Origin of the sequence: Dechloromonas denitrificans (genome assembly GCF_020510685.1) — a bacterium.
Classification (GTDB): Bacteria; Pseudomonadota; Gammaproteobacteria; order Burkholderiales; family Rhodocyclaceae; genus Azonexus; species Azonexus denitrificans_A.
Genome location: NZ_CP075185.1, coordinates 2,170,327 through 2,195,076 on the forward strand (window position 1 = coordinate 2,170,327; position 24,750 = coordinate 2,195,076).

The 24,750-nt window shown below is 65.6% G+C and carries 24 protein-coding genes; 6 read left to right on the plus strand and 18 right to left on the minus strand.

Annotation, left to right across the window (positions count from 1 at the left end; translation table 11 throughout):
• Positions 1-123: 123 nt before the first annotated feature.
• The 16 genes from KI611_RS10345 to KI611_RS10420 all read right to left on the minus strand — a co-directional run bounded on the left by KI611_RS10345 (position 124) and on the right by KI611_RS10420 (position 17,578).
• On the minus strand, positions 124-1,713 hold the full coding sequence (locus tag KI611_RS10345) for a rhodanese homology domain-containing protein (RefSeq protein ID WP_226419736.1): 1,590 nt from the start codon (positions 1,711-1,713) through the stop codon (positions 124-126).
• A 3-nt stretch (positions 1,714-1,716) separates the two neighbouring features.
• Positions 1,717-2,289 carry a cysteine dioxygenase gene (locus KI611_RS10350; RefSeq protein WP_226419737.1) on the minus strand — a complete coding sequence of 191 codons (573 nt, stop codon included), beginning with the start codon at positions 2,287-2,289 and terminating at the stop codon, positions 1,717-1,719.
• Between the two features lie 27 nt (positions 2,290-2,316).
• Positions 2,317-3,291: a ketopantoate reductase family protein gene (locus KI611_RS10355; protein WP_226419738.1), complete on the minus strand. Its 975-nt coding sequence runs from the start codon at positions 3,289-3,291 to the stop codon at positions 2,317-2,319.
• 3 nt (positions 3,292-3,294) lie between these two features.
• The gene (locus tag KI611_RS10360; RefSeq protein WP_226419739.1) at positions 3,295-4,059 is read right to left on the minus strand and encodes a class II aldolase/adducin family protein; all 765 of its coding nucleotides are present in this window, start codon (positions 4,057-4,059) and stop codon (positions 3,295-3,297) included.
• A 10-nt stretch (positions 4,060-4,069) separates the two neighbouring features.
• The gene (locus KI611_RS10365) at positions 4,070-5,053 is read right to left on the minus strand and encodes a tripartite tricarboxylate transporter substrate binding protein (RefSeq protein ID WP_226419740.1); all 984 of its coding nucleotides are present in this window, start codon (positions 5,051-5,053) and stop codon (positions 4,070-4,072) included.
• 27 nt (positions 5,054-5,080) lie between these two features.
• A complete protein-coding gene (locus KI611_RS10370) occupies positions 5,081-5,818 on the minus strand; it encodes an enoyl-CoA hydratase/isomerase family protein (RefSeq protein WP_226419741.1) in 738 nt (245 codons plus the stop codon).
• Between the two features lie 14 nt (positions 5,819-5,832).
• Entirely contained in the window at positions 5,833-6,753 is a 921-nt protein-coding gene (locus tag KI611_RS10375; protein WP_226419742.1) for a hypothetical protein, read from the minus strand.
• A gap of 14 nt (positions 6,754-6,767) precedes the next feature.
• Positions 6,768-7,937, minus strand: coding sequence for an LLM class flavin-dependent oxidoreductase (locus KI611_RS10380; protein ID WP_226419743.1), 1,170 nt, complete (start codon positions 7,935-7,937; stop codon positions 6,768-6,770).
• Between the two features lie 16 nt (positions 7,938-7,953).
• A complete protein-coding gene (locus KI611_RS10385; RefSeq protein ID WP_226419744.1) occupies positions 7,954-8,940 on the minus strand; it encodes a Bug family tripartite tricarboxylate transporter substrate binding protein in 987 nt (328 codons plus the stop codon).
• Between the two features lie 25 nt (positions 8,941-8,965).
• A complete protein-coding gene (locus KI611_RS10390; protein WP_226419745.1) occupies positions 8,966-10,345 on the minus strand; it encodes a phenylacetate--CoA ligase family protein in 1,380 nt (459 codons plus the stop codon).
• Positions 10,346-10,373: 28 nt separating this feature from the next.
• Entirely contained in the window at positions 10,374-11,837 is a 1,464-nt protein-coding gene (locus tag KI611_RS10395; protein ID WP_226419746.1) for an NAD-dependent succinate-semialdehyde dehydrogenase, read from the minus strand.
• A complete protein-coding gene (locus tag KI611_RS10400) occupies positions 11,837-13,429 on the minus strand; it encodes a GMC family oxidoreductase (protein WP_226419747.1) in 1,593 nt (530 codons plus the stop codon). The genes KI611_RS10395 and KI611_RS10400 overlap by 1 nt, the downstream gene beginning before the upstream one ends.
• Before the next feature lie 28 nt (positions 13,430-13,457).
• Complete coding sequence (locus KI611_RS10405) at positions 13,458-14,489, minus strand: ABC transporter substrate-binding protein (protein WP_226419748.1); 1,032 nt, start codon at positions 14,487-14,489, stop codon at positions 13,458-13,460.
• Positions 14,490-14,524: 35 nt separating this feature from the next.
• Positions 14,525-16,030, minus strand: a complete 1,506-nt coding sequence (locus tag KI611_RS10410; protein ID WP_226419749.1) for a tripartite tricarboxylate transporter permease — start codon at positions 16,028-16,030, stop codon at positions 14,525-14,527.
• Positions 16,027-16,491, minus strand: a complete 465-nt coding sequence (locus KI611_RS10415; protein WP_226419750.1) for a tripartite tricarboxylate transporter TctB family protein — start codon at positions 16,489-16,491, stop codon at positions 16,027-16,029. The genes KI611_RS10410 and KI611_RS10415 overlap by 4 nt, the downstream gene beginning before the upstream one ends.
• A 238-nt stretch (positions 16,492-16,729) precedes the next feature.
• Positions 16,730-17,578, minus strand: coding sequence for a TauD/TfdA dioxygenase family protein (locus tag KI611_RS10420; RefSeq protein WP_226419751.1), 849 nt, complete (start codon positions 17,576-17,578; stop codon positions 16,730-16,732).
• A gap of 234 nt (positions 17,579-17,812) precedes the next feature.
• On the opposite strand from KI611_RS10420, the gene KI611_RS10425 reads away from it, so the two are divergent.
• Positions 17,813-18,805 (plus strand): Bug family tripartite tricarboxylate transporter substrate binding protein, encoded by a 993-nt coding sequence (locus KI611_RS10425; RefSeq protein WP_226419752.1) that lies wholly within the window; start codon positions 17,813-17,815, stop codon positions 18,803-18,805.
• Positions 18,806-18,852: 47 nt separating this feature from the next.
• Here KI611_RS10425 and KI611_RS10430 read toward each other — a convergent pair whose 3' ends face one another.
• A complete protein-coding gene (locus KI611_RS10430; RefSeq protein WP_226419753.1) occupies positions 18,853-19,461 on the minus strand; it encodes a TetR/AcrR family transcriptional regulator in 609 nt (202 codons plus the stop codon).
• A gap of 313 nt (positions 19,462-19,774) precedes the next feature.
• On the opposite strand from KI611_RS10430, the gene KI611_RS10435 reads away from it, so the two are divergent.
• The 4 genes from KI611_RS10435 to KI611_RS10450 all read left to right on the plus strand — a co-directional run bounded on the left by KI611_RS10435 (position 19,775) and on the right by KI611_RS10450 (position 23,526).
• Positions 19,775-21,064 (plus strand): O-acetylhomoserine aminocarboxypropyltransferase, encoded by a 1,290-nt coding sequence (locus KI611_RS10435; RefSeq protein WP_226419754.1) that lies wholly within the window; start codon positions 19,775-19,777, stop codon positions 21,062-21,064.
• Positions 21,065-21,067: 3 nt separating this feature from the next.
• Positions 21,068-21,877, plus strand: coding sequence for an alpha/beta fold hydrolase (locus KI611_RS10440; protein ID WP_226419755.1), 810 nt, complete (start codon positions 21,068-21,070; stop codon positions 21,875-21,877).
• 249 nt (positions 21,878-22,126) lie between these two features.
• On the plus strand, positions 22,127-23,098 hold the full coding sequence (locus tag KI611_RS10445; protein WP_226419756.1) for an FkbM family methyltransferase: 972 nt from the start codon (positions 22,127-22,129) through the stop codon (positions 23,096-23,098).
• Positions 23,099-23,244: 146 nt separating this feature from the next.
• On the plus strand, positions 23,245-23,526 hold the full coding sequence (locus KI611_RS10450; RefSeq protein WP_226419757.1) for a DUF2325 domain-containing protein: 282 nt from the start codon (positions 23,245-23,247) through the stop codon (positions 23,524-23,526).
• A 44-nt stretch (positions 23,527-23,570) separates the two neighbouring features.
• On the opposite strand, the gene KI611_RS10455 is transcribed toward KI611_RS10450, so the two are convergent.
• On the minus strand, positions 23,571-23,753 hold the full coding sequence (locus KI611_RS10455) for a hypothetical protein (protein WP_226419758.1): 183 nt from the start codon (positions 23,751-23,753) through the stop codon (positions 23,571-23,573).
• A gap of 462 nt (positions 23,754-24,215) precedes the next feature.
• On the opposite strand from KI611_RS10455, the gene KI611_RS10460 reads away from it, so the two are divergent.
• The gene (locus KI611_RS10460) at positions 24,216-24,734 is read left to right on the plus strand and encodes a rhodanese-like domain-containing protein (protein WP_226419759.1); all 519 of its coding nucleotides are present in this window, start codon (positions 24,216-24,218) and stop codon (positions 24,732-24,734) included.
• Positions 24,735-24,750 lie beyond the last annotated feature (16 nt).

The window sequence follows — 24,750 nt, forward strand, 5'->3', positions numbered from 1 at the left end:
TGCGTGGCCGCGTCAGGCGGTCATGCAAGTCTCTCTCTCCATCACGCAATTTGCGTTTGAGCCCGTCACTTGACTGTGACGGGCTGTTTTTTTGGGGGCTCAAGTTACGGCCCCGCGAATTTTTCAAATGACGAAGAAGCCGTGCGTGCCGTCCCGCGCCAGTTGGTCGACCAGTCCGAATTCCCAGTCGAGATAACCTTGCATGGCTTCGCGCGGGTTGTCGGTGCCTTCGTAGGGGCGGCGGTAGCGGTCGATCGGCGGCGAGGCCAGCCGGGTGGGCTCGGTTTCGAGCGGCTGGCCGGCGGCGCGCCAGCCCTGCGTTCCGCCGGCCAGAACGCGGACCGGGCTGGCCAGCAGTTCTTCCAGTTCGGCGGCGAAGAACAGCGCAAGCTGGCTGGTGGCGCAGGTCAGCACATACAGGCTAGCCGGCGGAATCCGGTCGAGCGCGGCGGCGAGCCGCGAGGGCTGGACGAACCAGGCGCCCGGCACATGGCCGCGCAGGTAGTTGGCACTGGTCGTCAGGTCGAGGACCGCGATATCGCCGGTTTCCCGCTGGTGGCGGGCCAATTCGGCCGGCGAAATGAAGTTGACCGCGGGCAGCGCCGGCAGCGGCGGCTGCCACGGGCCGCTTTCGGTGAAGTCGGCTGGACCGACGTCGTCCAGCACATAAACTTCCCAGCCCATCTGGGCCAGCCATGAGGCGCTCATGTCGGCGCGCACGCCGGCATCGTCGGCCAGCACCAGACGGGCGCCGCGGACCGGGGCGACCATTTCGGTCTCCTGCACCAACTGGCCGCCGGGGACGTTGCGAAAGCCCGGCAGGTGGCCGGCTTCGTACTCTTCCGGCGGGCGCACGTCGAAGAAATAGGTGCTGCGACCGTCCTGCTTTTGCCATGAAGCCAACGTATCGCGGCCGATGCGCCCGACGCCGGCCCGCTCGGCAACCTGCCGGGCGGCCTCGCCGGCACTTTGCCGGGTGTCCTCGTCGACCTCACCGAAGCGCCGGCTTTGCCCGCGCTCCAGGGTTTGCCCGGCCAGCGTCCAGCCGATGGTGCCATTGCGCAGGGCCGCCACCGGGTTGGGCAGGCCGGCGTTGATCAGCGACTGGGTGCCGATGATGCTGCGCGTGCGGCCGGCGCAATTGACGATGACCTGGGTGTTCGCGGCCGGCGCCAGGGCCGGGACGCGCAGCACCAGTTCGGCGCCGGGCACGCTGGTCGCGGTGGGAATGCTCATCGTCTGGTATTCGTCGAAACGACGGGCGTCGACGATGACCACATCGGCATTAGCGTCGATCAGCGCCTGCACCTCTTCGGCCGAGAACGACGGGGTGTGGCGGGTGGCTTCGACCAGTTCGCCAAACGCCTTGCTCGGCACATTGACGTCGCGGAACAGTTCGCCGCCGGCCGCTGCCCAGCCGGCAACGCCGCCGGCCAGCACGGCGACGTCGCTGTAGCCGAGTTCGCTCAACTTGGCGGCGGCGCGTTCGGCGTCGCCTTCGCCGTCATCGAGGACGACGATCGGCACCGAGCGGCGGGGCAGTTTGGCGTAGGCGTTGGTGGCAATGCGCGACAGCGGGAAGTTGGCGGCAAACAGCGGATGCGCCTGGGCGTGCGGGTCTTCCTCGCGGACGTCGAGCAGGGCGATTTCGCGGCGGGCGAGCAGGGCGGCCCGGACTTCGGCATAGGTACTGCGGCGAATGGCGGCGCTCATCCATCAGCTCCACAGATTGGGCACGACGGTGCTGGCATAGCCCGAGACGAAGGACTTTGCCGCGCCGCTGAGCGGGTCGAAAACGTGGCGATCGACCCGGCCGATGTTGCGCCCATAGACGTGGATGCTGATCGACGGCTGGTCGGCCAGATCGTTGGCGACCTCATGCACGTCGCCGATGGCCGGCGAGACGGCGGTCGTTTCGCCGGGCTGCAGTACGCCAGTGCCGGTCGCCAGGTAGCTGCCGTCGGCCTGTTTCTCGTAGGTCGTTTCGCGTTCGCGGCCGCGCAGGCCGCCGACCAGACCCCAGGTCAGGTGGTCGTGCACCGGCGTCTTCTGGCCCGGCCCCCAGACGAAGCTGACGATCGACAGACGATCCAGCGGGTCGGCATAAAGCAGGTACTGCTGGTAATACTGCGGATGCGGCTGGGCGAACTGTTCGGGCAGCCAGTCGTCGCTGGCGACCAGTTCGGCAAGCAGCTTCTGGCCGTGGGTGAGGATGATTTCCTCGTTCGGATTGGTGTCCAGCAGGCGGGTGATGCCCTGGACGAAATCAAGCAGTTTCTGATTGCTCATGGTGATACTCCTGGTCGATCGAAAAATTCAGAGAGAGATGGCGCGGGCCTCGGCATAGAGGCGATCCAGCGTTGGTGTTGCGATGGCGTTCAGGCGGGCCAGCTCGATCACCGCGCCGACGATCGGGTCAAGTTCCAGCGGCTTGCCGGCCTGGCGGTCCTGCAGCATCGAGGTGCGGAAACTGCCCCGGCGGGCGATCGCGACGGTACGTTCCAGGCGTTCGGCGATCGAGCGCCCGGCCGCAATTCCGAAGGAACCGGCAACCGCCCGTGCCTCCTGCATGCCGGCCGTGATCCGGGCGTGCGTCTCGGTATCGTCGAGCAGGGCGGCGAGATCGCGGCCGGTCGATGCGCTCAAGGGGTTCAGCACGACGTTGCCGAGCAGCTTGTCCCACAGGTCGCTGCGGATGTCGGCCGAGGCTTCGGCCGGCAGCCCGGCGAGGTGAAAGGTGTCGATCAGGCGCAGCAAGGCTGGGTCGAGGCCGCCGAGCGGCCGGCCGAAGATGAAACGGTCGCCGGCGGCCGAGAAGGCCAGGATGCGCCCGGGTTCGGGGCGGTCGACCGATTTGTGGATGACGCAGGCGATTGTCCGCTGCAGGTCGATGCCCTGCAGCAGGCTGCCGTCCGGGTCGGCGGCCTGCAACCGCCGCCCGCCGTGTGCGCCGGCCAGGCCCTGGAAATACCACCAGGGCAGGCCGTTCTGGGCGAGCACCAGTTGGCCCTGGACGGCCAGCCAGGAGCGGATTTCGGGCAGGGCTGCGGCGAGCTGGTGGGCCTTGACGGTGACGATCACGATATCGTGCGGCACCGGCTGGTCGGCCGGCACCTGGGCAATTGCCGGGGCGCTCCGCCGGCCCTGGTCGTCCTCGACGATCAGCGGCGCCGGCAGGGCTTTCCCCGGCCGGGTGATCAGGCTGGCCGCGATCCCGGCCGCCGCGAACTGGCTGGCCAGGTAGATGCCGATGGCGCCGGCACCGAAGATGGCGATCGAGGGCTGGCCCATCGCTTAGTTCCGGTAGCCCGGCGCTTCGCGGTCGAGCCGGCGCAGCAAGGCCGCCCACTCGCGTTTGCCGGAGGGCATGAAGCTGGCTTGGGGGCCGTAAAGCACCTTGGCCTGTTCCAGCGTTCGGGCGATTACCTCCGCCGGCAGTTGGCGCAAAGGCACGCCGGCCGACTGCGCGGCAAGCTGGAAGCGGCAGGCCCGCTCCAGCCGCCAGATGCGGGCGAAGGCTTCGGCCATGCTGCGGCCGACCGCCAGCGTGCCGTGATTGCGCAGGATGAGCAGGGTCTTGTCGCCCATGTTGGCGAGCAGGCTGCTGCGTTCGGCATCATCGAGGACAACGCCCTGGAAGTCGTGATAGGCGATGTCGCCATAGACCATCAGCGCCATCTGGTTCAACGGTAGCAGGCCCTGTTCCTGGCAGGAAACCGCGACGCCTTCCCGGCTGTGCAGGTGGACGACGGCGGCGGCCTGTTCGACGGCGCCATGGATGGCGCCGTGGATCACCGTGCCGGCCGGGTTGAGGTCGCCGTCGCCGGCAATGATCTTGCCGTCGAGGTCGACTTCGAGGATCGACGAGGCGGTGACCTCCTCGAACAGCAGGCCGAAGGGATTGACCAGGTAGCGGTCGTGGCGGCCCGGGACGCGCAGCGAGATATGCGTCGCCAGCAGGTCGGTCCAGCCGAACAGGGCGACCAGGCGGCAAGCCGCGGCGAGGTCGATGCGGGCCTGGCGGAGGTCGCTGGCCAGATGTTTTTCCGGTGCGTTCATCGGTTCCCCCTTAATCCAGCTTGGCGCCGGAGGACTGGACGATCTTGCCCCAGCGCGCCGAGTCGTCCTTGATCGACTTGGCGAACGCTTCCGGCGTCGTGTGGCTGGCGTCGAGCCCCTGGGCCAGCAAGCGTTCCCGGACGTCAGGCAGCTTGGCGATGCGGACCAGTTCCTGGTTCAGGCGGTGCACGATCTCCTTCGGTGTCGCCGCCGGGACGACGATGCCGAACCACGAGCTGACGTCGAACTGGGGCAGGCCGACTTCGGCGGCGGTCGGCACGTTGGGGATCAAGGGCGAACGTTCCTTGCTCGAAACGATCAGGCCCTTGATCTTGCCGGCCTTGATCTGCGGGGCGAGGATGGTCAGCGTGTCGAAGGAGAGGTCGACTTCGCCGCCGAGCAGTGCGGTGACGGCCGGCGCGCTGCCCTTGAACGGGATATGCAGCAGGTCGGTGCCGGTCAGGCTCTTGAACAGTTCGCCGCTCAGGTGGCAGAGCGTGCCGTTGCCACACGAGGAATAGGTCAGCTTGCCCGGTTCCTTTTTGGCGGCGGCAATCAGTTCCTTGCTGTTGGCCGCGTGGACGTTGGGGCTGGCGGCCAGCACGTAGGGCACCGAGGCGACGATGGAAACCGGCGCGAAATCGCGGATCGGGTCGTAAGGCAGCTTCTTGTTGAGGTGCGGCAGCACGGTGAGCTGGCCGGCTGGCGCCAGCGACAGCGTGTAGCCGTCCGGGGCGGCCTTGGCGGCGGCTTCGGCGGCAATAGCGGTGCCGGCGCCCGGCTTGTTGTCGACCAGCACGGGTTGCTTGAACGCTTCGGACAGCTTTTCGGCGTAGATCCGGCCGACTGCGTCTGAGGCACCGCCCGGCGGGAAGGCGACGATCAGCTTGAGCGGCTTGCTCGGCCAGTTGTCGGCTTGGGCCAGGGGAGCGGCGAGCAGGGCGCTGGCGCCGAGCAAGACGGAAAGAAGGCGTTTGCCTGCGTTATTCGACATGGGGAGGGCTCCTGAAAGTAAATCGGTTTAGTTGCCGTTGAAGAGCGGCGGGCGTTTTTCGACGAAAGCGGCGATGCCTTCGTGGAAGTCGCCGGAGGTGTTGATCTTTTCGATCTCGGCGCGGGCAATGGCGGCCACCTCGGTCGGCCCTTTGGCGATCACCTGGCCGACGAAACGTTTCAGCAACTGGACGACGAGCGGCGCGTTGGCGGCGATCTGCGCTGCCAGCTCGCGGGCTGCCGCCAGTTCCTGGCCGAGTGGCACGACGCGGTTGACCAGGCCGACCTCGTAGGCCCGGCTGGCGTCGATCCGGCCACCGACCAGCAGCAATTCCATCGCTACCTTGTGCGGGATGCGCGCCGCCAGCGAACTGATCAGCCCGCCGGAGAAGCCGACTTTGGCTTCCGGGTAGGAAAACACCGTGTTGTCGGCGGCGATGGCGAGATCGGCGAACTGCACCAGGACCAGGCCGCCGCCGACCACCAGGCCAGCGGTGGCGGCGATGATTGGCTTGTCGACGGCGATGCCGGCGCCGGGGATGGCGCGCCACAGGTCATGCGGGATGTCGCGCAGGTTGGCGCCGGCTGTGAAGGCTTTTTCACCGGCCCCGGCCAGGATGGCGACGCGGTCGTCGCTGGCATTGAAGCGTTCCCAGGCAGCGCGCAAGCCGACGACGACTTCGTGGGTCAGGACGTTGTATTTTTCCGGCCGGTTGATGGTGATTTCGGCAATGCTGTCGCGGGATTCGTAGAGGACTTCGGACATGGTGGCTTTCTGTTTTAAAGGCTGCAAAAAGTGGGGGCCAGGCTGTCGTCGCGCAATTGGCGGGCGGTCAGCCGGGCGGCTTCGGCTTCCTGGCGCAGGCCGGCGAGGGCGGCCGGGTCGAGGCGTTCGGGATTGGCGTAATCGAGCTTCCAGTCGGGCGAACCGGGCCAGGCCAGCGGCGACTGCCAGGTGGTGCGCGGCGCCGTCGCCTGAAGCAGCAGATCGAGCGCCAGGCGCAGCGTCTGTTGCTGGGCCTCGGGGTCATGCGGCCGGCCGGCGGCATTGCCGAGCGGGAAGTCGCTGAACAGGAAGCGCGGCACGCCGCAATGCTCGACGATATCGCGGGCGCAACCGAGAACGACCGTGGCGATGCCGTTGGCCTCGAGATGGCGGGCGGCCAGCGCCAGGCTCTGGTGGCAGACCGGGCAATTGGCGACGAGCAGGGCCGCCTGGACGCCATCGGCCCGGCAACGGGCGAGCAGTTCCGGCGCATCGACGGCCAGCGTCTGGCGCTGGCTGCGGTTGGTCGGGAAGCCGTGAAAGCGCCCGGCCAGCAGGAATTCGCCCTGTTCGGCCAGGGCTCGCAGGCGGGGCAGCGGAAACCAGGCGCCGCTATCGGTCATCGTCGTGTGCTGGCGGTCGATGGCGACATGGGCGATGCGCAGGTCGTGCTCCGCCGCCGTGTCGCCGGAATAGACCTGGTAGAACTTGGCGGCGGCGTTGTACGGCGCACCCGGCCCCTGCTCGCCCTTGCCGGGCTGGAACGGGGCCGCCGTGGTGACCAGCGTCAGGCGGGTGGCGGCCAGCGCCTGGCCGAGCGGGGTGAACGGTACGGCGTCGTAATGCGCCCAGGCATACGGGTTGGCGTAGCCGAGGGCGAGGTAATAGGCCCGTGTCCGGGCCATGTAGGCGATGGGCGGCTGGCCGGCGGTCATGGTCTGGCGACTGCTCACAGGCCGGCAGCCGCCCGGCGCGCCTGACCGGGATGCTGGCGCAGCGCGAGTTGGCGACGTACCTCGGGAATCAGTTCCCGACCGTACAGCACGGCATCGAGCAGCGGATCGAAGCCGCGGATCAGGAAGGTGCCGACGCCGAGGTCGTGGTAATCGAGCAGCGCTTCGGCGACCTGTTCCGGCGTCCCGACCAGGGCGGTCGAATTGCCGCCGATCCCGGTCGTCGCGGCGGTCCCGGCGACCGCCCCGGTCAGGGCGGCGATGCCCGTCCACAGGCGCTTGTCGAGCACCGTCCACTGGGCGGCGAAGGCGGCCAGACGCTGCGAACCGACGTTCTGCGGCTGGCCCGGGGCGATCCGGTGCAGCCCACCGGGGCCGGCGGCTTTCTCCAGCTTGCCGCGAGTGGCGTCGAGGATGCGTTCGGCCCGTGCCCAGGCCTCGTCCTCGGTGGCGCCGAGGATGGGGCGGATCGACAGGCTGAAACGCAGCTTGTCGGCCCGGCCGTAGCGGGCCGCCGAGGCGCGGACGGCAGCGATCTGTTCGGCGATGCCGGCCAGCGGTTCGCCCCACATCATGAAGACGTCGGCGTGCTTGCCGGCTACCGCGACGGCGGCCGGCGACGAGCCGGAGAAATAGACCGGAATCTGCGGGCCGGCCGGCCCGCGTTGCAGCGGGCGGACCTGGGCGAAATGGCCGCGCACCTTGTAGTGCCGGCCGTCGAAATCGAAGGGTTCGGGGCTTTGCCAGGCCTGCTTGATCAGGCTCAGGTACTCGTCGGTGCGTTCGTAGCGTTCGTCATGGCCGAGAAAATCGCCGTCGCGCTGCTGCTCGGCATCGTTGCCGCCGGTGATGATGTTCACCGCCGCCCGCCCTTGGCTGAAGTGATCAAGCGTGGCGAACTGGCGGGCGGCCACGGTCGGCGCCACGACGCCCGGCCGATGCGCGATCAGCAGGCCGAGGCGGCTGGTTTCCCGGGCGGCGTAGGCGGCCACCTGGAAGCCGTCCGGCGCGGCGCTGTGGTAGGCGATCAGCGCCTTGTCGAAACCGCCGCACTCCTGCGTCCGGGCGTAGGCGCCGACGAACTCGGGATTGACCAGCGGGCCGTGCGGCACGACCGATTCGCTGGCCTCCTGGTGGGCGAGAAAACCGATGAATTCGATGCTCATGATGGCGTGCTCCGGCTCAATCGAAAGTGATCCTGGCTTTCTTGACGATCTGTCCGTACTTGGCGTGATCGGCCTTGATGCGCTGGGCGAACTGTTCCGGCGTCGACGGCCACGGCTCCAGGCCCTGCGCGGCCAGCTTTTCCCGCGTCGCCGGCTGTTTGGCGATGGCGGTGATCTCGGCATTGAGGCGTTGCACAATCTCCTTCGGCGTACCGGCCGGGGCGACCAGGCCGAACCACGACGGCACCTCGAAATCGGCATAGCCCGCCTCGATCACCGTCGGCACGTTGGGCAGCAGCGGCGAGCGTTCGCGGGCGGCGATCGCCAGGCCCTTGATCTTGCCGGCCTTGATCTGCGGCGCCAGGATGGTCAGGGTGTCGAAGGCCAGGTTCACCTCGTTGCCGAGCAGCGCGGTGACGGCCGGCGCGCTGCCTTTGAAGGGTACGTGCAGCAGCTCGATGCCGGCGACCGAGGCGAAATACTCGCCGGCCAGATGGATGATGGTGGCGCTGCCGCTCGACGAATAGCTCAGCCGGCCGGGTTTGGCCTTGGCCAGCGCGACGGCTTCCTTGAGGTTGGTTACCGGCAGCTCGGGCGAGGCCGCGATGACCACCGAGGTGTAGGCCAGCTGCGAAATCGGCGTGAAGCTGGTGAATGGGTCGAAACGCGGTTCCTTGGCGAGGTGCGGCAGGATGGTCAGCTGGCCGGTCGGCACCAGGGACAGCGTGTAGCCGTCCGCCGCCGACTTGGCGACATATTCCGCCGCGATGGCGGTGCCGGCGCCCGGTCGGTTGTCCACCACCACCGACTGTTTCAGGCTTTCCGACAGCTTTTCGGCAAAGATGCGGCCGACCGTGTCGGCGGCGCCGCCCGGCGGGTAGGGGACGACCAGCTTGATCGGCTTGCTCGGCCAGTTGTCGGCCTGGGCGGTGAAGGAGGTGCCGAGGGCGAGGGTGGCGGCGAGCAGCAGGGTACGGCGGCGGTATGGCGAAACGCGGGACATGTGGTTTTCCTTGATTGCGGCTTGCTTAGGCGGGCTGGGCGATTTCGATCAGCTTGGTCTTGGCGCCGGTGCGCGGCAGGCTGCCGTAGGGCAGGATCGTGACTTCCGGGCGGAAAGTGAGCAGCTCGCGGATGCGCTGTTCGATGCGGCGGGCGAGTTCCGGCCAGGCCGCTTCGCCGGTATCCGGCGCGGCTTCGATAGCCAGGCGCAGTGGCGGCTCGACGCGCGGCGGCGGGCCATCGAGGCGGATGCGCAGCTCGCCGGAGATTTCCGGCTGGAACTGCAGCACGACGCTCTGGATCGCCGCCGGATAAACCTTGACGCCCTTGATCATCAGGATGTCGTCGGCCCGGCCGACGATTTCCATCCGCGTGCCGAAGGTGCCGCAGCCCGGGCATTCGCCGACGTGGATCTTGACGATGTCGCCGGTGGCGTAGCGGAAGGCCGGCGCCGCCTGGTAATCGAGGGCGGTGTGAAGGGCTTCGCCGACGGCACCGTCAGTCAGCAGCAGCGGCTCCTTGGTCGTCGGATCGACCAGGTCGTAGCGGAAGCAGCTGTCGTCGGTCAGGTAGTGCATGCCGTGGTAATCGTGGCTGGCGCAGGAAATCAGCGCGTTGTGCCAGGCCCCGCCCATGAAGTCATGGACCTCGGCGCCGAAGTGCTCGCGGACGCGCTGGCGGAAGGCGGGCAGCCCGGCACCGGGCTCGCCGGCACAGAGCACCAGCTTGATGCCGAGGGCGCCGACCGGTTTGCCGATTTCCTGCGGGGCGCGCTCGATCAGCTGGTTGACCATCGACGGCGTGGCGAACAGGGCGCGCGGCCGGGTGAATTCGATGTAGCGGAGGATCTTCGGCACGCCCGCTTCGGCGCCCAGGGCGACCGGACGGGCGCCGTAGGCTTCGAGGGCCTGGACGTAGGTGATACCGGCCAGCCAGAGCGACAGGCCGAAGGCGTGGAAGGTGGTGTCGCCCGGCCGGATGCCGGCGAAGGCAAAGAGGCGACCGAGGGTCTGGTGCGAGATGTCGAGGTCGCGCTGGGTGAAGGCGTAGAAGGTCGGCTGGCCGGTCGTGCCCGAGGTGCCGGCCAGATGCACCACCTTGTCGAGCGGCGCCGTCAGGTGCAGGCCGAAAGGATGGTTGTAGCGGGCCAGCGAATCTTCCTGCGACTGGCGATGGCTGGCCTTGTCCATGAAGGCGGGCAGGCGGCGGAAATCGTCGAGGCTGCGGATGTCGTCCGGCGAATCGATGCCGGCGGCCTTGAAGCGCAGCCGGAAATAATCCTCGTTGCCCCAGACATAGCGGATCTGCTGCTGCAGCTTGGCCCAGCGATGGACGCCGAGCGCCGCCTGGTATTCGGCGGGGTCGCGGGTGGTGATGTGGGCGAGGTGATGGAGGCTGGCGTTCATGGGATAAGTAGCAATCAAAGGGTTGAAATCAGAGTCCGGCGATCCAGACGGTTTTGTATTCGAGGTAATCGTCGATGCCGTGGCGCGAACCTTCGCGCCCCTGGCCGGAGGCCTTGATGCCGCCGAAGGGCGAGGCCTCGCTTGAGATGGCCGGGGTATTGACGGCGACCATGCCGAATTGCAGGCCCTCGGCGATGCGGAACAGGCGGCCGATATCGCGGGTGTAGAAGTAGGAGGCCAGGCCGTATTCGGTGGCGTTGGCCTGGGCGAGCACGGCTTGGTCGTCGGTGAAGCGGTGGATGCTGACCACCGGCCCGAAGATTTCCTCGCGTACGACGCGCGCATCGGGGCCGACATCGGTCAATACGGTCGGCTCGAAGAACAGTTCACCCGCCGCATGGCGCCGGCCGCCGGCGGCCACCTGGGCGCCGTGGGCGACGGCTTCGCCGATCAGCGTTTCGACCCGGGCCAGCGCGGTGGCGTTGATCAGCGGCCCGACCTGGCTGGCCGGATCGAGGCCGTCGCCGACCACCAGGCGACGGGTCGCCGCGACGAAATCGGCAACGAAACGGTCGTAGAGCGCGGCATGGACGAAGATCCGGTTCACCGCGACGCAGACCTGCCCGGCATTGCGATACTTGGCGGCGATGGCACCGGCCACCGCCTGCTCGAGGTCGGCGTCGGCAAAGACGATGAAGGGCGCGTTGCCGCCCAGTTCGAGGCTGACCTTCTGCACGTTGGCCGCAGCCTGGGCGAGCAGCAGCCGGCCGACCCGGGTCGAGCCGGTAAACGACAGCTTGCGCACGGCCGGATGCCCGGTCAGCTGTTCGCCGATGCGCTGCGGATCGCCGAGCACGATGTTGAGCACACCGGGCGGCAGGCCGGCCCGCTCGGCCAGTTCGGCCAGCGCCAGCGCCGAATGGGGCGTCGCTTCGGCCGGCTTGACGACTAGCGTGCAGCCGGCGGCGAGGGCCGGTGCGGCCTTGCGCGCCAGCATGGCGCTGGGGAAATTCCATGGCGTGATGGCGGCGCAGACGCCGACCGGTTCGCGGAAGACGAGCAGGCGGCGGTCGCCGTTCGGCGGCGGGACGATCTCGCCGTAGACGCGCTTGCCTTCCTCGGCAAACCACTCGACGAAGGAGGCGCCGAAGAGAATTTCACCGCGCGCCTCGGCGAGCGGCTTGCCCTGTTCCACGGTCATGATGCGGGCCAGGTCGTCGGCGTGTTCGAGGATCAGTTCGTACCAGCGGCGCAGGATGGCGGCACGCTGTTTGGCCGGTTTGGCCCGCCAGGCCGGCAGGGCCGCCGCGGCGGCGCCGATGGCACGGTCGACGAGGTCGGCGCTGGCGGTAGACACCGTGCCGAGCAGTTCGCCGCTGGCCGGGTTGTGCACCGCCAGCGGTGCGCCGTCGCCGGCCACCCACTGACCGTCGATGTAGAGATGCCGGCGCAGCAGGGCTGGGTCGCGCAGCGCCTGGAAGGCGGTAGTCATCAGGCCATCCTCCCGAGGATCAGGTCGGCGGCGCGCTCGGCGATCATGATGGTCGGCGCGTTGGTGTTGCCGGAGATCAGCGTCGGCATCACCGAGGCATCGATGACGCGCAGGCCGTCGAGGCCATGGACGCGCAGCTGTTCGTCGACGACCGCCAGGCGGTCGCGGCCCATGCGGCAGGTGCCGACCGGGTGGTAAAGCGTCTTGCCGGTCTGCCGGGCGAATTCGAGCAGGGCTTCATCCGATTCGGCCTGTTGGCCGGGCAGGTTTTCCGCCGCGATATGGCGGGCCAGCGACGGCTGGGCGGCGATGTGGCGGGCGTGGCGCAGGCCGTCGAGCAGCGCCCGGCGGTCCTTTTCGCTGGCCAGGTAGTTGGGGCGGATGCGCGGCGCGACGAGCGGATCGGCATTGTCGATGCGGATGCTGCCGCGGCTTTCCGGGCGCAACTGGCAGACGCCGCAGGTCATGCCCGGCGTCTTGTCTACCTGACCGGTTTCAAAATTGAAGGTGCCGGGCATCACATGGAACTGGATGTCCGGGTGCAGCGGGTTGTCGCTGGTCGGCAGGAAGGCGTTGATGTGCGACGCGCTCATCGCCAGCAGGCCGCGCCGCGACAGCCCGTAGCGGGCGATCTCGCGGAGCAGGCGCCAGCCGCGGGCGGTTTCGTTGAAGGTGGTCAGGCCGCGGATGCGGTAGGTCAGGCTGACCATGTAGTGATCCTGCAGGTTCTCGCCGACGCCGGGCAGGTCGGCGACCGGCTGGATGCCGAGCGAGCGCAGATGCGCCTCGTCGCCGATGCCGGAGTGTTGCAGCAGGGCCGGGCTGGCGACCGCGCCGGCACTGAGCAGGACTTCCCGGCGGGCGGTGAATTGCCGGCGCTGACCGTCGATCAGCAATTCGATGCCGGCGGCCCGCCGCCCGTCGAACACGATCCGGCTGACCTGGGCGCCGGTGAATACCTGCAGGTTGCGGCGCTTGCGGGCCGGCTTCAGATAGGCGTTGGCGGTGCTGCTGCGCACGCCGTTGCGCACGGTGACCTGGAAATAGCCGACACCTTCCTGCTGGTCGCGGTTGAAATCGTCGCGCGCCGGAAAACCGGCTTCGCCGGCGGCAGCGATGAAGGCTTCGGACAGCGGGTGGCGGACGCTCGGGTCGGAAACGCCGAGCGGGCCGCCGGCGCCATGGAATTCGTCGGCCCCGCGGGCCTGGTCCTCGGCGCGCCGGAAGTAGGGCAGGACGTCGTCCCAGCCCCAGCCGGTGTTGCCCAGGTCGCGCCATTCGTCGTAATCGCGGGCCTGGCCGCGAATGTAAAGCAGGCCGTTGATTGCCGACGAACCGCCGAGCACCTTGCCGCGCGGCCACAGGATGCGGCGCTGGCCGCTCGAGGCTTCCGGCTCGGTACGGTAGAGCCAGTTGCCGCGCGGATGGGCGCGGTTCCAGACATAGCCGACCGGCAGGTGGAAGGAGGGATGGCGCCCGGCGCCTCCGGCCTCGACCAGGGCGACCCGGTGGCGGCCGTCGGCGCTCAGCCGATTGGCCAGCACGCAACCGGCGCTGCCGGCTCCGATGATGATGTAGTCGAATTCAGACATGGTGGTTTCCGGAAAAACGGCCGCCCGATCAGGCCTTGTTCTTCGTCTTGAAGTCCTTGATCAGCTTCTGCCAGTACGGATCCTTCGGGTTCTCGCGGGCCAGGCTGGTCAGCGCCCGGTCATAGAGCTTGAGATCGACGGACGGCGTGATGTCGCCCTTGGGCGGAATGAATTCGCTGTGCTGCATGGTGTCCCAGAACTTGCGCACGCCATTCAGGTAGGGATCGGTGCTTTGGTCGACCCAGACGTTGTAGAGGTCACGGTCGAGCAGGCCCTTGTCGAGCTTGACGTACTTGCTGACGATGTCGATCGTTTCCTTGTGGTTTTCGGCGACGAACTTTTCGGCGCGCAGCATGGCGCGCAGGAAGCGTTGCCAGATCTCGGCCGACTTGCCGTCTTCGTTGACCACCAGACGGCAGCAGACGTGGGCCGGGTACAGATCGGTCGAGTGGAAGAGCACTTTCAAACCCTGTTCCTCGGCCCGCAGGTCGTGCGGGCCCCAGGTCGCGCCGATGTCGGCCTGGCCGCTCTTGACCGCCTCGGTGACGGCCGGGGCGCTCTTCAGTTCGAAGATCTGGACGTCCTTCTTCCAGTCAAGTCCGGCATCCTTGAGTGCGGCGCGCAGAATGGCATCGACCGTGGACAGGCGTACCGTGGCGATCTTCTTGCCCTTGAAGTCGGCCGGCGACTTGATCAGTGCAGCGTTTTCCGGGCGGATGATGAAGGACGAGCCGCCGCTGACGATGCCGCCGATGACCTTGATCTTGCTGCCCTTGGCGATATGGATCAGCGGTGCCGAGGTGCCGAAGGCGCCGACGTCGATCTTGTGGGCGTTGAGGGCATTGAGGCCGTCGGCCGAGTTGATGAACTCGATCAGTTCGGCGTCAAAACCTTCCTGGGCGTAGAACCCCGCTTCCTTGGCGACCATGAACTTGGCGTGGGTGCTGATCGGCAGGAAGCCGATCTTCAGCGATTCGGCGGTGGCCTGGCCGAGGCTGAGCGCCAGCGTGGCGGCGACGGCCAACTGCTTGCCATGCTGGCGGAGGTGAGAGAAAAACATTGAAAAGCTCCTGAGGGGAAGGAATTCGGGGTGGATCAGCTGTCCTGGAAGGCCTGGTCGCGGGTCTTGCGGATATTCGGAATGACCAGCGCCAGGACTAGCAGCAGGGCGAGGAAGAGCAGGAAGGCGCTGAGCGGGCGGCTGAGGAAGACGAGCGCGTCGCCCCGGGCGAGCAGCAGCGCCCGACGCAGGTTTTCCTCCATCAGCGGGCCGAGGACGAAACCGAGCAGCAGCGGGGCCGGTTCGCAGTCGAGCTTGATGAAGACGTAGCCGAGCAGGCCGAAACCGACGGCGAAAGCCAGTTCCAGGGCGCTCTGGTTGACGCTGTAGATACCGACGCAGCAGAACAGCAGGATGGCCGGGTAGAGCAGGCGATAAGGCACCTTGAGCAGGCGGATCCAGAGGCCGATCAGCGGCAGGTTGAGGAGGACCAGCAGGGCGTTACCGATCCACATGCTGGCGATCAACCCCCAGAACAGTTCCGGGCGTTCGGTCATCACCTGCGGGCCGGGCACGATGCCGTGGATCATCATCGCCCCGACCATCAGCGCCATCACGGCGTTGGGCGGGATGCCCAGGGTGAGCAGCGGAATGAACGAGGTCTGGGCGCCGGCGTTGTTGGCCGATTCCGGCCCGGCGACACCTTCGATGGCACCCTGGCCGAAGCGGCTCGGGTCCCTGGCGAGTTTCTTTTCCAGCGTGTAGGAGGCGAAGGAGCTGAGAATGGCGCCGCCGCCGGGCAGGATGCCGAGCAGGGAACCGAGGAAGGTGCCGCGCAGCACGGGCTTCCAGGATTGCCGGAAGTCGTCGCGGGTGGGCAGCAGGCGGCCGACGGTGGTCGCGAAGATGTCGCGCTGTTCGTTCTTTTCGAGGTTATGGATGATCTCGGCAATGCCGAAAATGCCCATCGAGACGACGACGAAACCGAAGCCGTCGGACAGTTCTGGAATGCCGAAGCTGAAGCGCTCGACGCCGGAATTGACGTCGGTGCCGACCAGGCCGAGCAGCAGGCCGAGGGCGATCATGGCGATGGCCTTGATCACCGAACCGTTGGCCAGCACGATGGCGGCGATCAGACCGAGGACCATCAGCGAGAAATATTCGGCCGGCCCGAACTTGAGGGCCAGGGCGGCGAGCGGCGCCGCCAGCACGGCGATGATCAAGGTCGCCACCGAGCCGGCGAAGAAGGAACCGAGGGCGGCGATGCCGAGTGCCGCGCCGGCGCGGCCACGGCGGGCCATGGCGTAGCCGTCCAGGCAGGTGACGACGGAGGAGGATTCGCCGGGCAGATTGACCAGGATCGCCGAGGTCGAACCGCCGTACTGGGCGCCGTAATAGATGCCGGCCAGCATGATCAGCGCGGTCAGCGGCGGCAGGCCGTAGGTCGTCGGCAGCAGCATGGCGATCGTGGCCACCGGCCCGATGCCGGGCAAAACGCCGATCAGCGTGCCGAGCGTGACGCCGAGCAGGCAATAGAGAACATTGCCGACGGTCAGGGCCGCATCGAAGCCCTGCAGCAATTGTCCGCCCAGCTCGGTCATGCCGGCAGAACCTGGAAGGGCAGGCCGAGGCCGTAGACGAACACGGCGACGGCGAAAATCGCCAGGCCGCTGCTGAGCAGGCCGAGCTCATGCCAGCGGAACTGGCGATAGGCGAGGCCGCTGATGACGACCAGACCGATGGTGGAGAGCAGAAGCCCGGCGCCACTCAGCGAAAAGGCAAAGAGCAGCATGCCGGCCCCGATCAGCGACAGCGAACGCAGGCAAGGTTTCTCGATCTGGCGGGATTCGTCGCTCGAGATGTCGAGTTTCAGGCTGTGCGCCGCCAGCACGAGGCCGAGGCCGGTGAGCAGCACGCCGAGGACCAACGGGAAATACCCCGGCCCCATGCGCATTGCGGTGCCCAGCGAATAGGCGGTTGAGCCATAGGCAGAGGCCAGGCCGGTAATGCAGAAAAACAGGCCGGCAACGAAGTCGCGGTGTTTGATCAGGCGAAGCTTCATTATTTTGCTCCAGTAAGAATGGGGCAACCGGAAATGAATTAGACCGGTTGTCTATATATTTGGAAAAATAATCGGCGTGAGCCGATAGTTATTACCGATGCAACCGGTTTGTTAAAACAAGGCCGATTACTTGACGCTTATTCTAAAAACGGGAGTGTTGATGGCTAAATACTTAGATCTGAATTCCTTATCAGCAATGCGTCTATGTGCATCCGGCCGCGCCTGAAGGGCGGCTTCGTCAGAAGGTGACGCGGTGCATCCGGCGGTAGGCCGGGAGGTAGTCGGCAACGGCGTAATGGACGGTGCTGAGGTTGTCCCAGACGGCGACGGTGTCCTTCTCCCAGCGCAGACGGGCCTGAAATTCGGGGCGCTCGAACTGGCCGAACAGGTGCTCGAGCAGGTTGTCGCTGTCCTTGCGCGACAGGCCATCGATGCGGTCCACGTATTTCGGATTGACGAACACCAGCTTCTCGCCGGTTACCGGATGGCTGCGGATAACCGGGTGGCTGACCGGAACCCGTTCGGCCCTGATCTGGCGGAAGCGCTCTTCGCCGTTTTCCTGGCTGCGGATGATTTCGGGCCAGGCGCTGCGTTCGATGCTATGGGTCGCGGTCAGCCCTTCCAGGCGGGCGGCCAGCCCGGGATCAAGTGCCGCATAGACGCGCCGGCCGCTCGACCACAGTGTGTCGCCGCCGCTTTCCGGCAAGACCTGGGCATGCAGCACGGCGCCCGCCGGCGGGGCGGCCAGGTAGCTGACGTCGACATGCCATTGGTCGGTGGTGTAGCGCGGTCCGCCGGCCTTGGTTTCGATCACCTCGATCAGCGGATTCGCGTCCGATTGCGGAAAGTAGGCCTTGGCGCCGTCGGGGTTGCCGAAAATGCCGGCGACTTCGATGTGCTGGGCGGCGTCGATCGGCTGGTTGCGGAAGAACAGGACTTCGAAGCGGGCCAGCGCGGCGCGCAGTTGATCCTGCGTCGTCTCGTCCTGTGTTTTGGTCAGGTCGAGGCCATGAATGATGGCGCCGATATTCGGGCTGTAAGGCTCGGCCCGGAAGCGAGTCAAGGGCGAATGGATGGAAGTCGGCATGATATTTTGGGCGAGGCGGTCGGGAAATCTGTTTTTGATCCGACGATATTTGTCCGCCAGTTAATAACTGCCAAATATTCTGTTTTTATATGTATATCGGCGCACCGGTTATTTATATTTTTATTTTCGTTTCTGAGAATATCAATTAATCGTTTTTGTCGGATTGTCCGCGCCTGATAGTTTCCGATTCCATGCCGGCATTTGGCCGGCTTTTATGATGATCTGGAGTCGGACATGGCATTTGCCCATCGCAATCGAAGAAGTTTCCTGAAACTGGCCGGCAGCGCCGCGCTGGCCGCCTTGCCCGGGCGCTACGCCGTCGCCGACGGCTGGCCGGCACGGCCGATCAAGTATGTCGTGCCCTGGCCGGCCGGCGGGCCGACCGATATCTTCGGACGGGTTCTGGCCAGCGAGTTGTCGACCTCGCTCGGGCAGCCGGTCATCGTCGAGAACAAGGCGGGCGCAACCGGCGCCATCGCCACCCGTTTCGTCGCCCGCAGCGAGGCGGACGGCTACACCTTGCTGGCCGCCAATACCACCTCGTTCATCGGCAACGTGGTGTCGTCGCCGGAGGTGGCGCAGTTCGACCCGCTGAAGGATTTCGTGCCGATCGGCCTGTTCGTCGAAACGGCTTACGTCTTGTGGGCGCATCCCTCGTTGCAGGTCAAGAACTTCGACGAGTTCCTCGCTCTGGCGAGGGATGGCAAGAAGCCGCCACTGGCCTTCGGTACCACCGGCAACGGCGCCATTTCTGAACTGTCGGTCGAGCAGCTGGCCCGGCGTTACAAGCTCAACCTGCTGAAAGTACCCTACAAGGGAACCGCACCCCAGGTCGCCGATCTGCTTGCCGGACATACCCAGATCGGCACTTCCGACCTGCCTGCCGTCAATGGCCTGCAGGCGACCGGCCGGCTGGTGCCGTTGCTGGTGATCGGTCGGCGGCGCCTGCCCGAATTGCCGAATATCCCGACCTCGTTCGAGCTCGGCATCCGCGAGCCGGATTTCACCGTCTGGAACGGCTTGTTCGCCCCGGCCGGCACGCCGTCGGCCGTCGTTGCCCGGTTGACCAAGTCCCTGGAGCAAGCGGTGCGCGGCGAGGCCTTCAAGCGGGTGGCCGAGGGTAACGGCAACCATGTTCTGTTCCTGAGCGGCAAGGAGGCCACGGCGCGCATCCATGCGGATCTTGCCGAGCGGCAGAGTTTCAAGAAGTCGCTGGAACAGGCCTGAGCGTTTTCAGCCGGCCTGCCGGGCCACGAACGGCCGGGCAGGCCACTTCAGGAGAGCGGCACAATCAGCCCGGAATGCCCGGGGGCATAGGGCAGGCCGGAGAAATAGCCACGGGCGAAGATGAGCAGCGGGCTGCTGTCGCGGATCAGTTTGGCGCGGAGCACGGCGCCCTCCCAGGCGATCCAGAAATAGACCGAAAGCTGTTCGCAATCGGCGGCCTCGGTCAGTTCGCCGGTCGAGCGGGCAAGCCTGAGGCAGGCCGCCAGCCTGTCTTGCCAGTCGAGGAAGGCGGCTTCCAGCTTGACGCGAAAGGCTTCCGGCAAGGAGTTCATTTCCTGTCCGAGGTTGCCGATCAGGCAGCCGCGCTGGAAATGGTGGCGTTCCATCCCCTGACAGGCATCGGCGATAAAATTGGCAACCCGCTGCAGGGGGGAGCAGCTCGGGTCGAGCAACAGGCGGTCGAGCTTGCGGGCGAAATAGGCCGCATAGCTGTCGATCACCGCGCAGCCGAAGGCTTCCTTGCTGTCGAAATAGTGATAGAACGAGCCTTTCGGGACATTCAGGCATTTCAGGATGTCTTCGATACCGGTCGAGGCGAAGCTCTTTTCCGTCAGGATTTCCATGCCGCAACGCACCAGGGCGTCCCGCGTATCCATGCCGTCATGGTGCTGGCGCGGCGGTCTGCCTGGCCGGGGACGGGGCAAGTGTTCTCTCATCGATAGTTGTCTGGTTTAGGGCGGCTGCCTGATATCCGGCCGGAGGCGCTGCGCCGCTGTCTGCGCCTGAGCTGCCAGGCAAGCCCGCAAGGCTAACAAGGCACTGGCCGGGCGACAAATATCGATAGCTGATTAGCTAATCAGCATTGCGCGGTGGATGGAATGCTTATATCGAAAGAAAAAAATGTGATTTCACCGTGACCGGCGGATTCCATAGCATCATGCCCCTTTTCAACTCCCAGCAATCAGGGCAATGACCTACAAATTCGACACCCTTTCCCTGCATGCCGGCCAGGTGCCGGATAGCCAGTACGGCGCCCGGGCGCAGCCGATCTACCTGACGTCCTCGTTCGTCTTCAAGGATGCCGAGCAGGCCGCCTCGCTGTTCAACATGGAGCGCGGCGGCCATGTCTATTCACGCATTTCCAACCCGACCAACGCGGTTTTCGAGGAGCGCATGGCGGCGCTCGAGGGCGGAGTGGGCGGTGTTGCCGTGGCTTCCGGGCAGGCTGCCATGCATCTGGCGATCACCACGCTGATGGGGGCCGGCGGGCATATCGTCGCCAGCCGTTCGCTCTACGGCGGTTCGCACAACCTGCTCGAATACACCTTGCCGCGTTTCGGCATCACCACCACCTTCGTCGATCCGCGCGACCTCGATGCCTGGCAGGCGGCGATCCGCCCGGAAACCCGGCTGCTGTTCGGCGAAACGCTAGGCAATCCGGGTCTCGATGTGCTCGATATCGCCAAAGTCTCGGCGCTGGCCCACGAGAATGGCCTGCCGCTGCTGGTCGATTCGACCTTCACCACGCCTTATCTGCTGAAACCCTTCGAGCATGGGGCCGATCTCGTTTTCCATTCCGCTACCAAGTTCCTGTCCGGTCATGGCACGGTGATCGGCGGCGTGGTGGTCGATTCCGGCGCCTTCGACTGGGCGGCCAGCGGCAAGTTTCCGACCCTGGCCGAGCCGTATGAAGGCTTCCACGACATGGTGTTTACCGAAGAGTCGACGGTCGCCGCTTTCCTGCTGCGCGCCCGGCGCGAAGGGTTGCGCGATTTCGGCGCCTGTCTCAGCCCGCTGTCGGCCTTCCAGATATTGCAGGGGCTGGAAACGCTGCCGCTGCGCATGGCCCGCCATATCGAGAATACCCGCAAGGTGGTGGCGCATCTGTCGACGCTGGTCGGCGGCGCCGTGCAGGCGGTGGTCCATCCCGATCTGCCGGAACATCCCGACCACCAATTGGCGCAAAAAATGTTGCCGCGCGGCAGCAGTTCGGTCTTTACCTTCAATCTGAGCGGCGGCCGGGCGGCTGGTCGCAAGTTCATCGAGGCCCTCAAGGTGTTCTCGCACCTGGCCAATGTCGGCGACGCCAAGTCGCTGGTCATCCACCCGGCGTCGACCACGCATTTCCGCATGTCCGATGCGGCGCTGGTCGCCGCCGGCATCCACCCCGGCACGATCCGCCTGTCGATCGGCCTGGAAGATCCAGACGATCTGATCGAAGACCTCAACCGCGGCCTGGCCGCAGCAGCCAAGGCCTGAACCATGGAAATCAACGTGCTCGGCCAGTCGGCCTATATCTACAACGGCGGCAAGAAACTGACGGCGGATGCCGTCCGGCAGCAACCGGTTGTCGTCTTCATCCATGGGGCGCAGCAGGATCATTCCTGCTGGGTGTTGCAGAGCCGCTGGTTCGCCCATCACGGCTTTTCGGTGCTGGTGCCCGACCTGCCCGGGCACGGCCGCAGCGCCGGCGATGCATTGCCTTCGGTCAAGGCGCTGGCCGACTGGATCGTCGCCTTGCTCGATGCCCTCGGGGTTGAAAAAGCAAGCCTGATCGGCCACAGCATGGGTTCGCTGGTCGCCCTCGAAGCCACCGCCCGCCACGCCGGCCGGGTCAGCCAAACCGCGCTGATCGGCACCTCGCTGCCGATGCCGGTGTCGCAGGCCTTGCTCGATGCGACACGCGACAACGAGCCGAAGGCGGTTGCGATGATCAATGCCTTCTCCTACTCGGCGACCGGCCAGATCGGCGGCAATACGGTGCCCGGCCTGTGGTTGCTCGGCATGAACCAGCGGCTGATGGAACGTCAGAAAAAGGGCGTCTTTCATACCGACATGAATGCCTGCAACGCCTATGCGCGCAGTCCGGACAGCCTGAAGGAAATCGCCACGCCGCTGCTCATCGTCGCCGGCAGCCAGGACCGGATGACCTCGCCCAAGGCGGCCAAAGCGCTGCTCGGCTTCATCCCCGGCGCCCGCCTGGTCAGCATCGAAGGTAGCGGCCATGCCCTGATGGCCGAACGGCCGGATGCGGTGCTCGATACGCTGCGTGGTTTTATTGCCGGCGGTTAAGCCCTAGACCGCGTCGCCGAAGGCGGCGCGTTCCAGTTGTTCGTGCTGGCGCGGCCTGACCGGCAGTTCCATAACCCGCGGATGAAACTCCAGCACGTCACAGGCATCGCAACCAGAACCAGATTTCGAGGTCTAGTTGCTGGCGCCACTTGAAGATTAGGCTTTTTCGGAAAGCCGGTCGCCAGCCGGCTATGCGATTACCATACTTCGATGTGTTATAAATCAGCCGCCAGCCGTTGACCAAAAAGGATGCATACCGGCGGTCAATGGAATGGCGGGGGGATTTCTAATCGTTTTGGCGAGGGTCTGCAAATGGTTAAAGGTCTCAGGAAACGGGTGGGGCAGATGGCGCTGCCGATAGCCCGGTTTTACATCCGCTACATGCCTTTTTCGACCGGCAAGTCGTTTCTCTTCAAACGCTTCGGATGGCGGGATTCCAATTACACGGTACGCACGAAATCCGGCGTGCGGATGGCCGGTCGATCGGCCGATCTGGTACAGGGCTTCATCTACTATTTTGGCGTCTGGGAGCCGAATCTGTCGGCCTTCGTCAGCTCGCGGCTGAAGGAGCACCCGGAGCGGACTTTTGTCGATGTCGGCGCTAATGTCGGGTATTTTTCCCTGCTTGCCGCGAGCCATCTGGATAAGGGATCGGTCGTCGCCATCGAGGCGTTCCCGAGCATTTTCAAGAAACTGGAAGCGAACGTCAGGCTGAACGGTTTTGACAATATTCGGCTGCTACCCTGGGCCGTTACCGATGGCGATCGGGATATTCCGATGTTTCATGCCGGTTTAGGCAATGAAGGTGCGACCACGTCGCTGGCCGGGAAATTCGGCGGAGAACCGTTGATCGTTCCCGGCAAGGCTTTGCCGAGCTTGTTGACGGCGCAGGAAATCCGCTCGATCAAACTGATCAAGATCGACGTGGAAGGCGCGGAATATTCGGTCGTCGTCGGCATGCGCGCACTGCTCGATTCGCTGGCCGACGATGCTGAGGTGGTTATCGAAATAACCCCATCCGCCTATTCGGAAGGAGAACTCGAAGAGGTGTTCGCCATCTTCAGGGCGGCCCGATTCACGCCCTACAAGCTGGAGAACTCCTACGACCCGAATTACTATATTCGGGCACCTCGAGTCGCTCCGCCGCAACGCCTTCAGTCCTTGCCGACCCAGCAGACCGACGTTGTCTTCTCCCGGTTCTCGGCCGAAATCCTCAACTGACGCAGCGTCGCCGCCCGGCCACCGCGAAAGCGGCAAACCGATAGATGCATATGACAAATCGCCTTATGTCGATTGCAGATTAAAGTCGTTCGATTGCCGTGGTGCCACCGCTAGATTGACCCTGTCAAAACTTTTGGGAGCGCAGCATGGCGGCATTGATTGTTGGCGGTGACCGGGTCGGGAATTTCAAGGACTATCTGGTGCAGCAGGGCTACGTGCCGGTGCGCCACTGGACCGGGCGCAATCAAAGCGAGTGCCACCGGACGATACCGATCGATACCCGGGTGGTCGTGGTTATGGTCGATCAGGTCAATCATGGTCTGGCCAAGAAGATTCGCCGGGCGGCCGACGAGATGGCTGTGCCGGTGGTGTTCAGCCGGCGCAGCGTCGGCCAGTTGAGCAGTGCCCTGGCCTGCGTCGCCGCCTGAACGGAGTGGCCTGAAGCCCTCCCGGAACCGGGAGGGCGTTTCCTTCAAGACAGATAGTCGGCCGGTACGAGCGGCGCGCCCCGCCGCAAGGCCTGGCGCAGCAGCGCCGGTGCTTCGCTGGGCGGGATTTCGTCGAGCCAGCCGGGCAGGGCGCCGAAGCGGCTTTCGTAGCTGGCAAACAGGTCGATGGTAATCGGGCGGATCGGCAGTTCGAGGGTCAGTACCATTTTCAACTCCTTGCTCCCCTATGAGTCCGGCGAGGCCGGCTCCCGGGGAGTACTGGAGCGAGCGACGCTTTAGCCAGTATTTGTCAGCCGCCCTGGCAAGTTATCGATTAAATCCGGCGGAGTCGGGCCATTGTCCGGTGCTTGCCCGCTGCCCACAAAGAATTTCTGGCTATTTCGATATGTCGCCAGCGGCCCATATCGATCGACGCAGCGCGTCGTTGGCGGGCGACCCGGGTTTGCTTAGGCTGGTCGTGTCGGCCCTGGTCGGGTGGCTATAGCCGACAAGCTTATTACGCGAATTGTTATATCGATCTGAATTTTTAGTCGTTCTGTGCATCAGTGGCGGGGCATAAATTGGCGGCTACAGACGTCACCGCAGAGTTTCTGGCGGCGCCAATCCCAACCGGGACCAGTGGCTTAGAAGCCGAGCTGCTGGTCGCCAAGATGCGAAAGGAATTTCCCATGTCTGATGTCGTGATTGATGTGCAGCAGCCTTCCTATGCGAACGCCGTCTTTGCCGAGAAAGGCTTTGCCGCCGCTGCCTCGCCCATTCTCGAGAAGGCCCGCCAGCGCGCCGCCGAAGAGCAGTTGCCCTATGCCGGCAGCGTCTCGCCTCAGGATGCCTGGGCCTTGGTTAGCAGTGGCGAAGCGGTGCTGATCGATGTGCGGACCGCCGAGGAGCGCAAGTTCGTTGGTCATGTGCCGGAAACCAGGCATGTCGCCTGGATGACCGGCCTGTCGCTGTCGCGCAACCCGCGGTTTACCCGGGAACTGGAAGGCAAGGCGGGCAAGGACGACGTCGTTTTGCTGCTCTGTCGCAGCGGCAAGCGCTCGGCGGCCGCCGCCGAGGCCGCTGCCAAGGCCGGTTTCAAGAACGTATTCAACATCCTCGAAGGTTTCGAGGGTGATCTCGACGAGCAGCAGCGGCGCGGCGCCTTCAATGGCTGGCGCAATGCCGGTCTGCCGTGGGTTCAGGACTGATTCATCAATCGCTAGG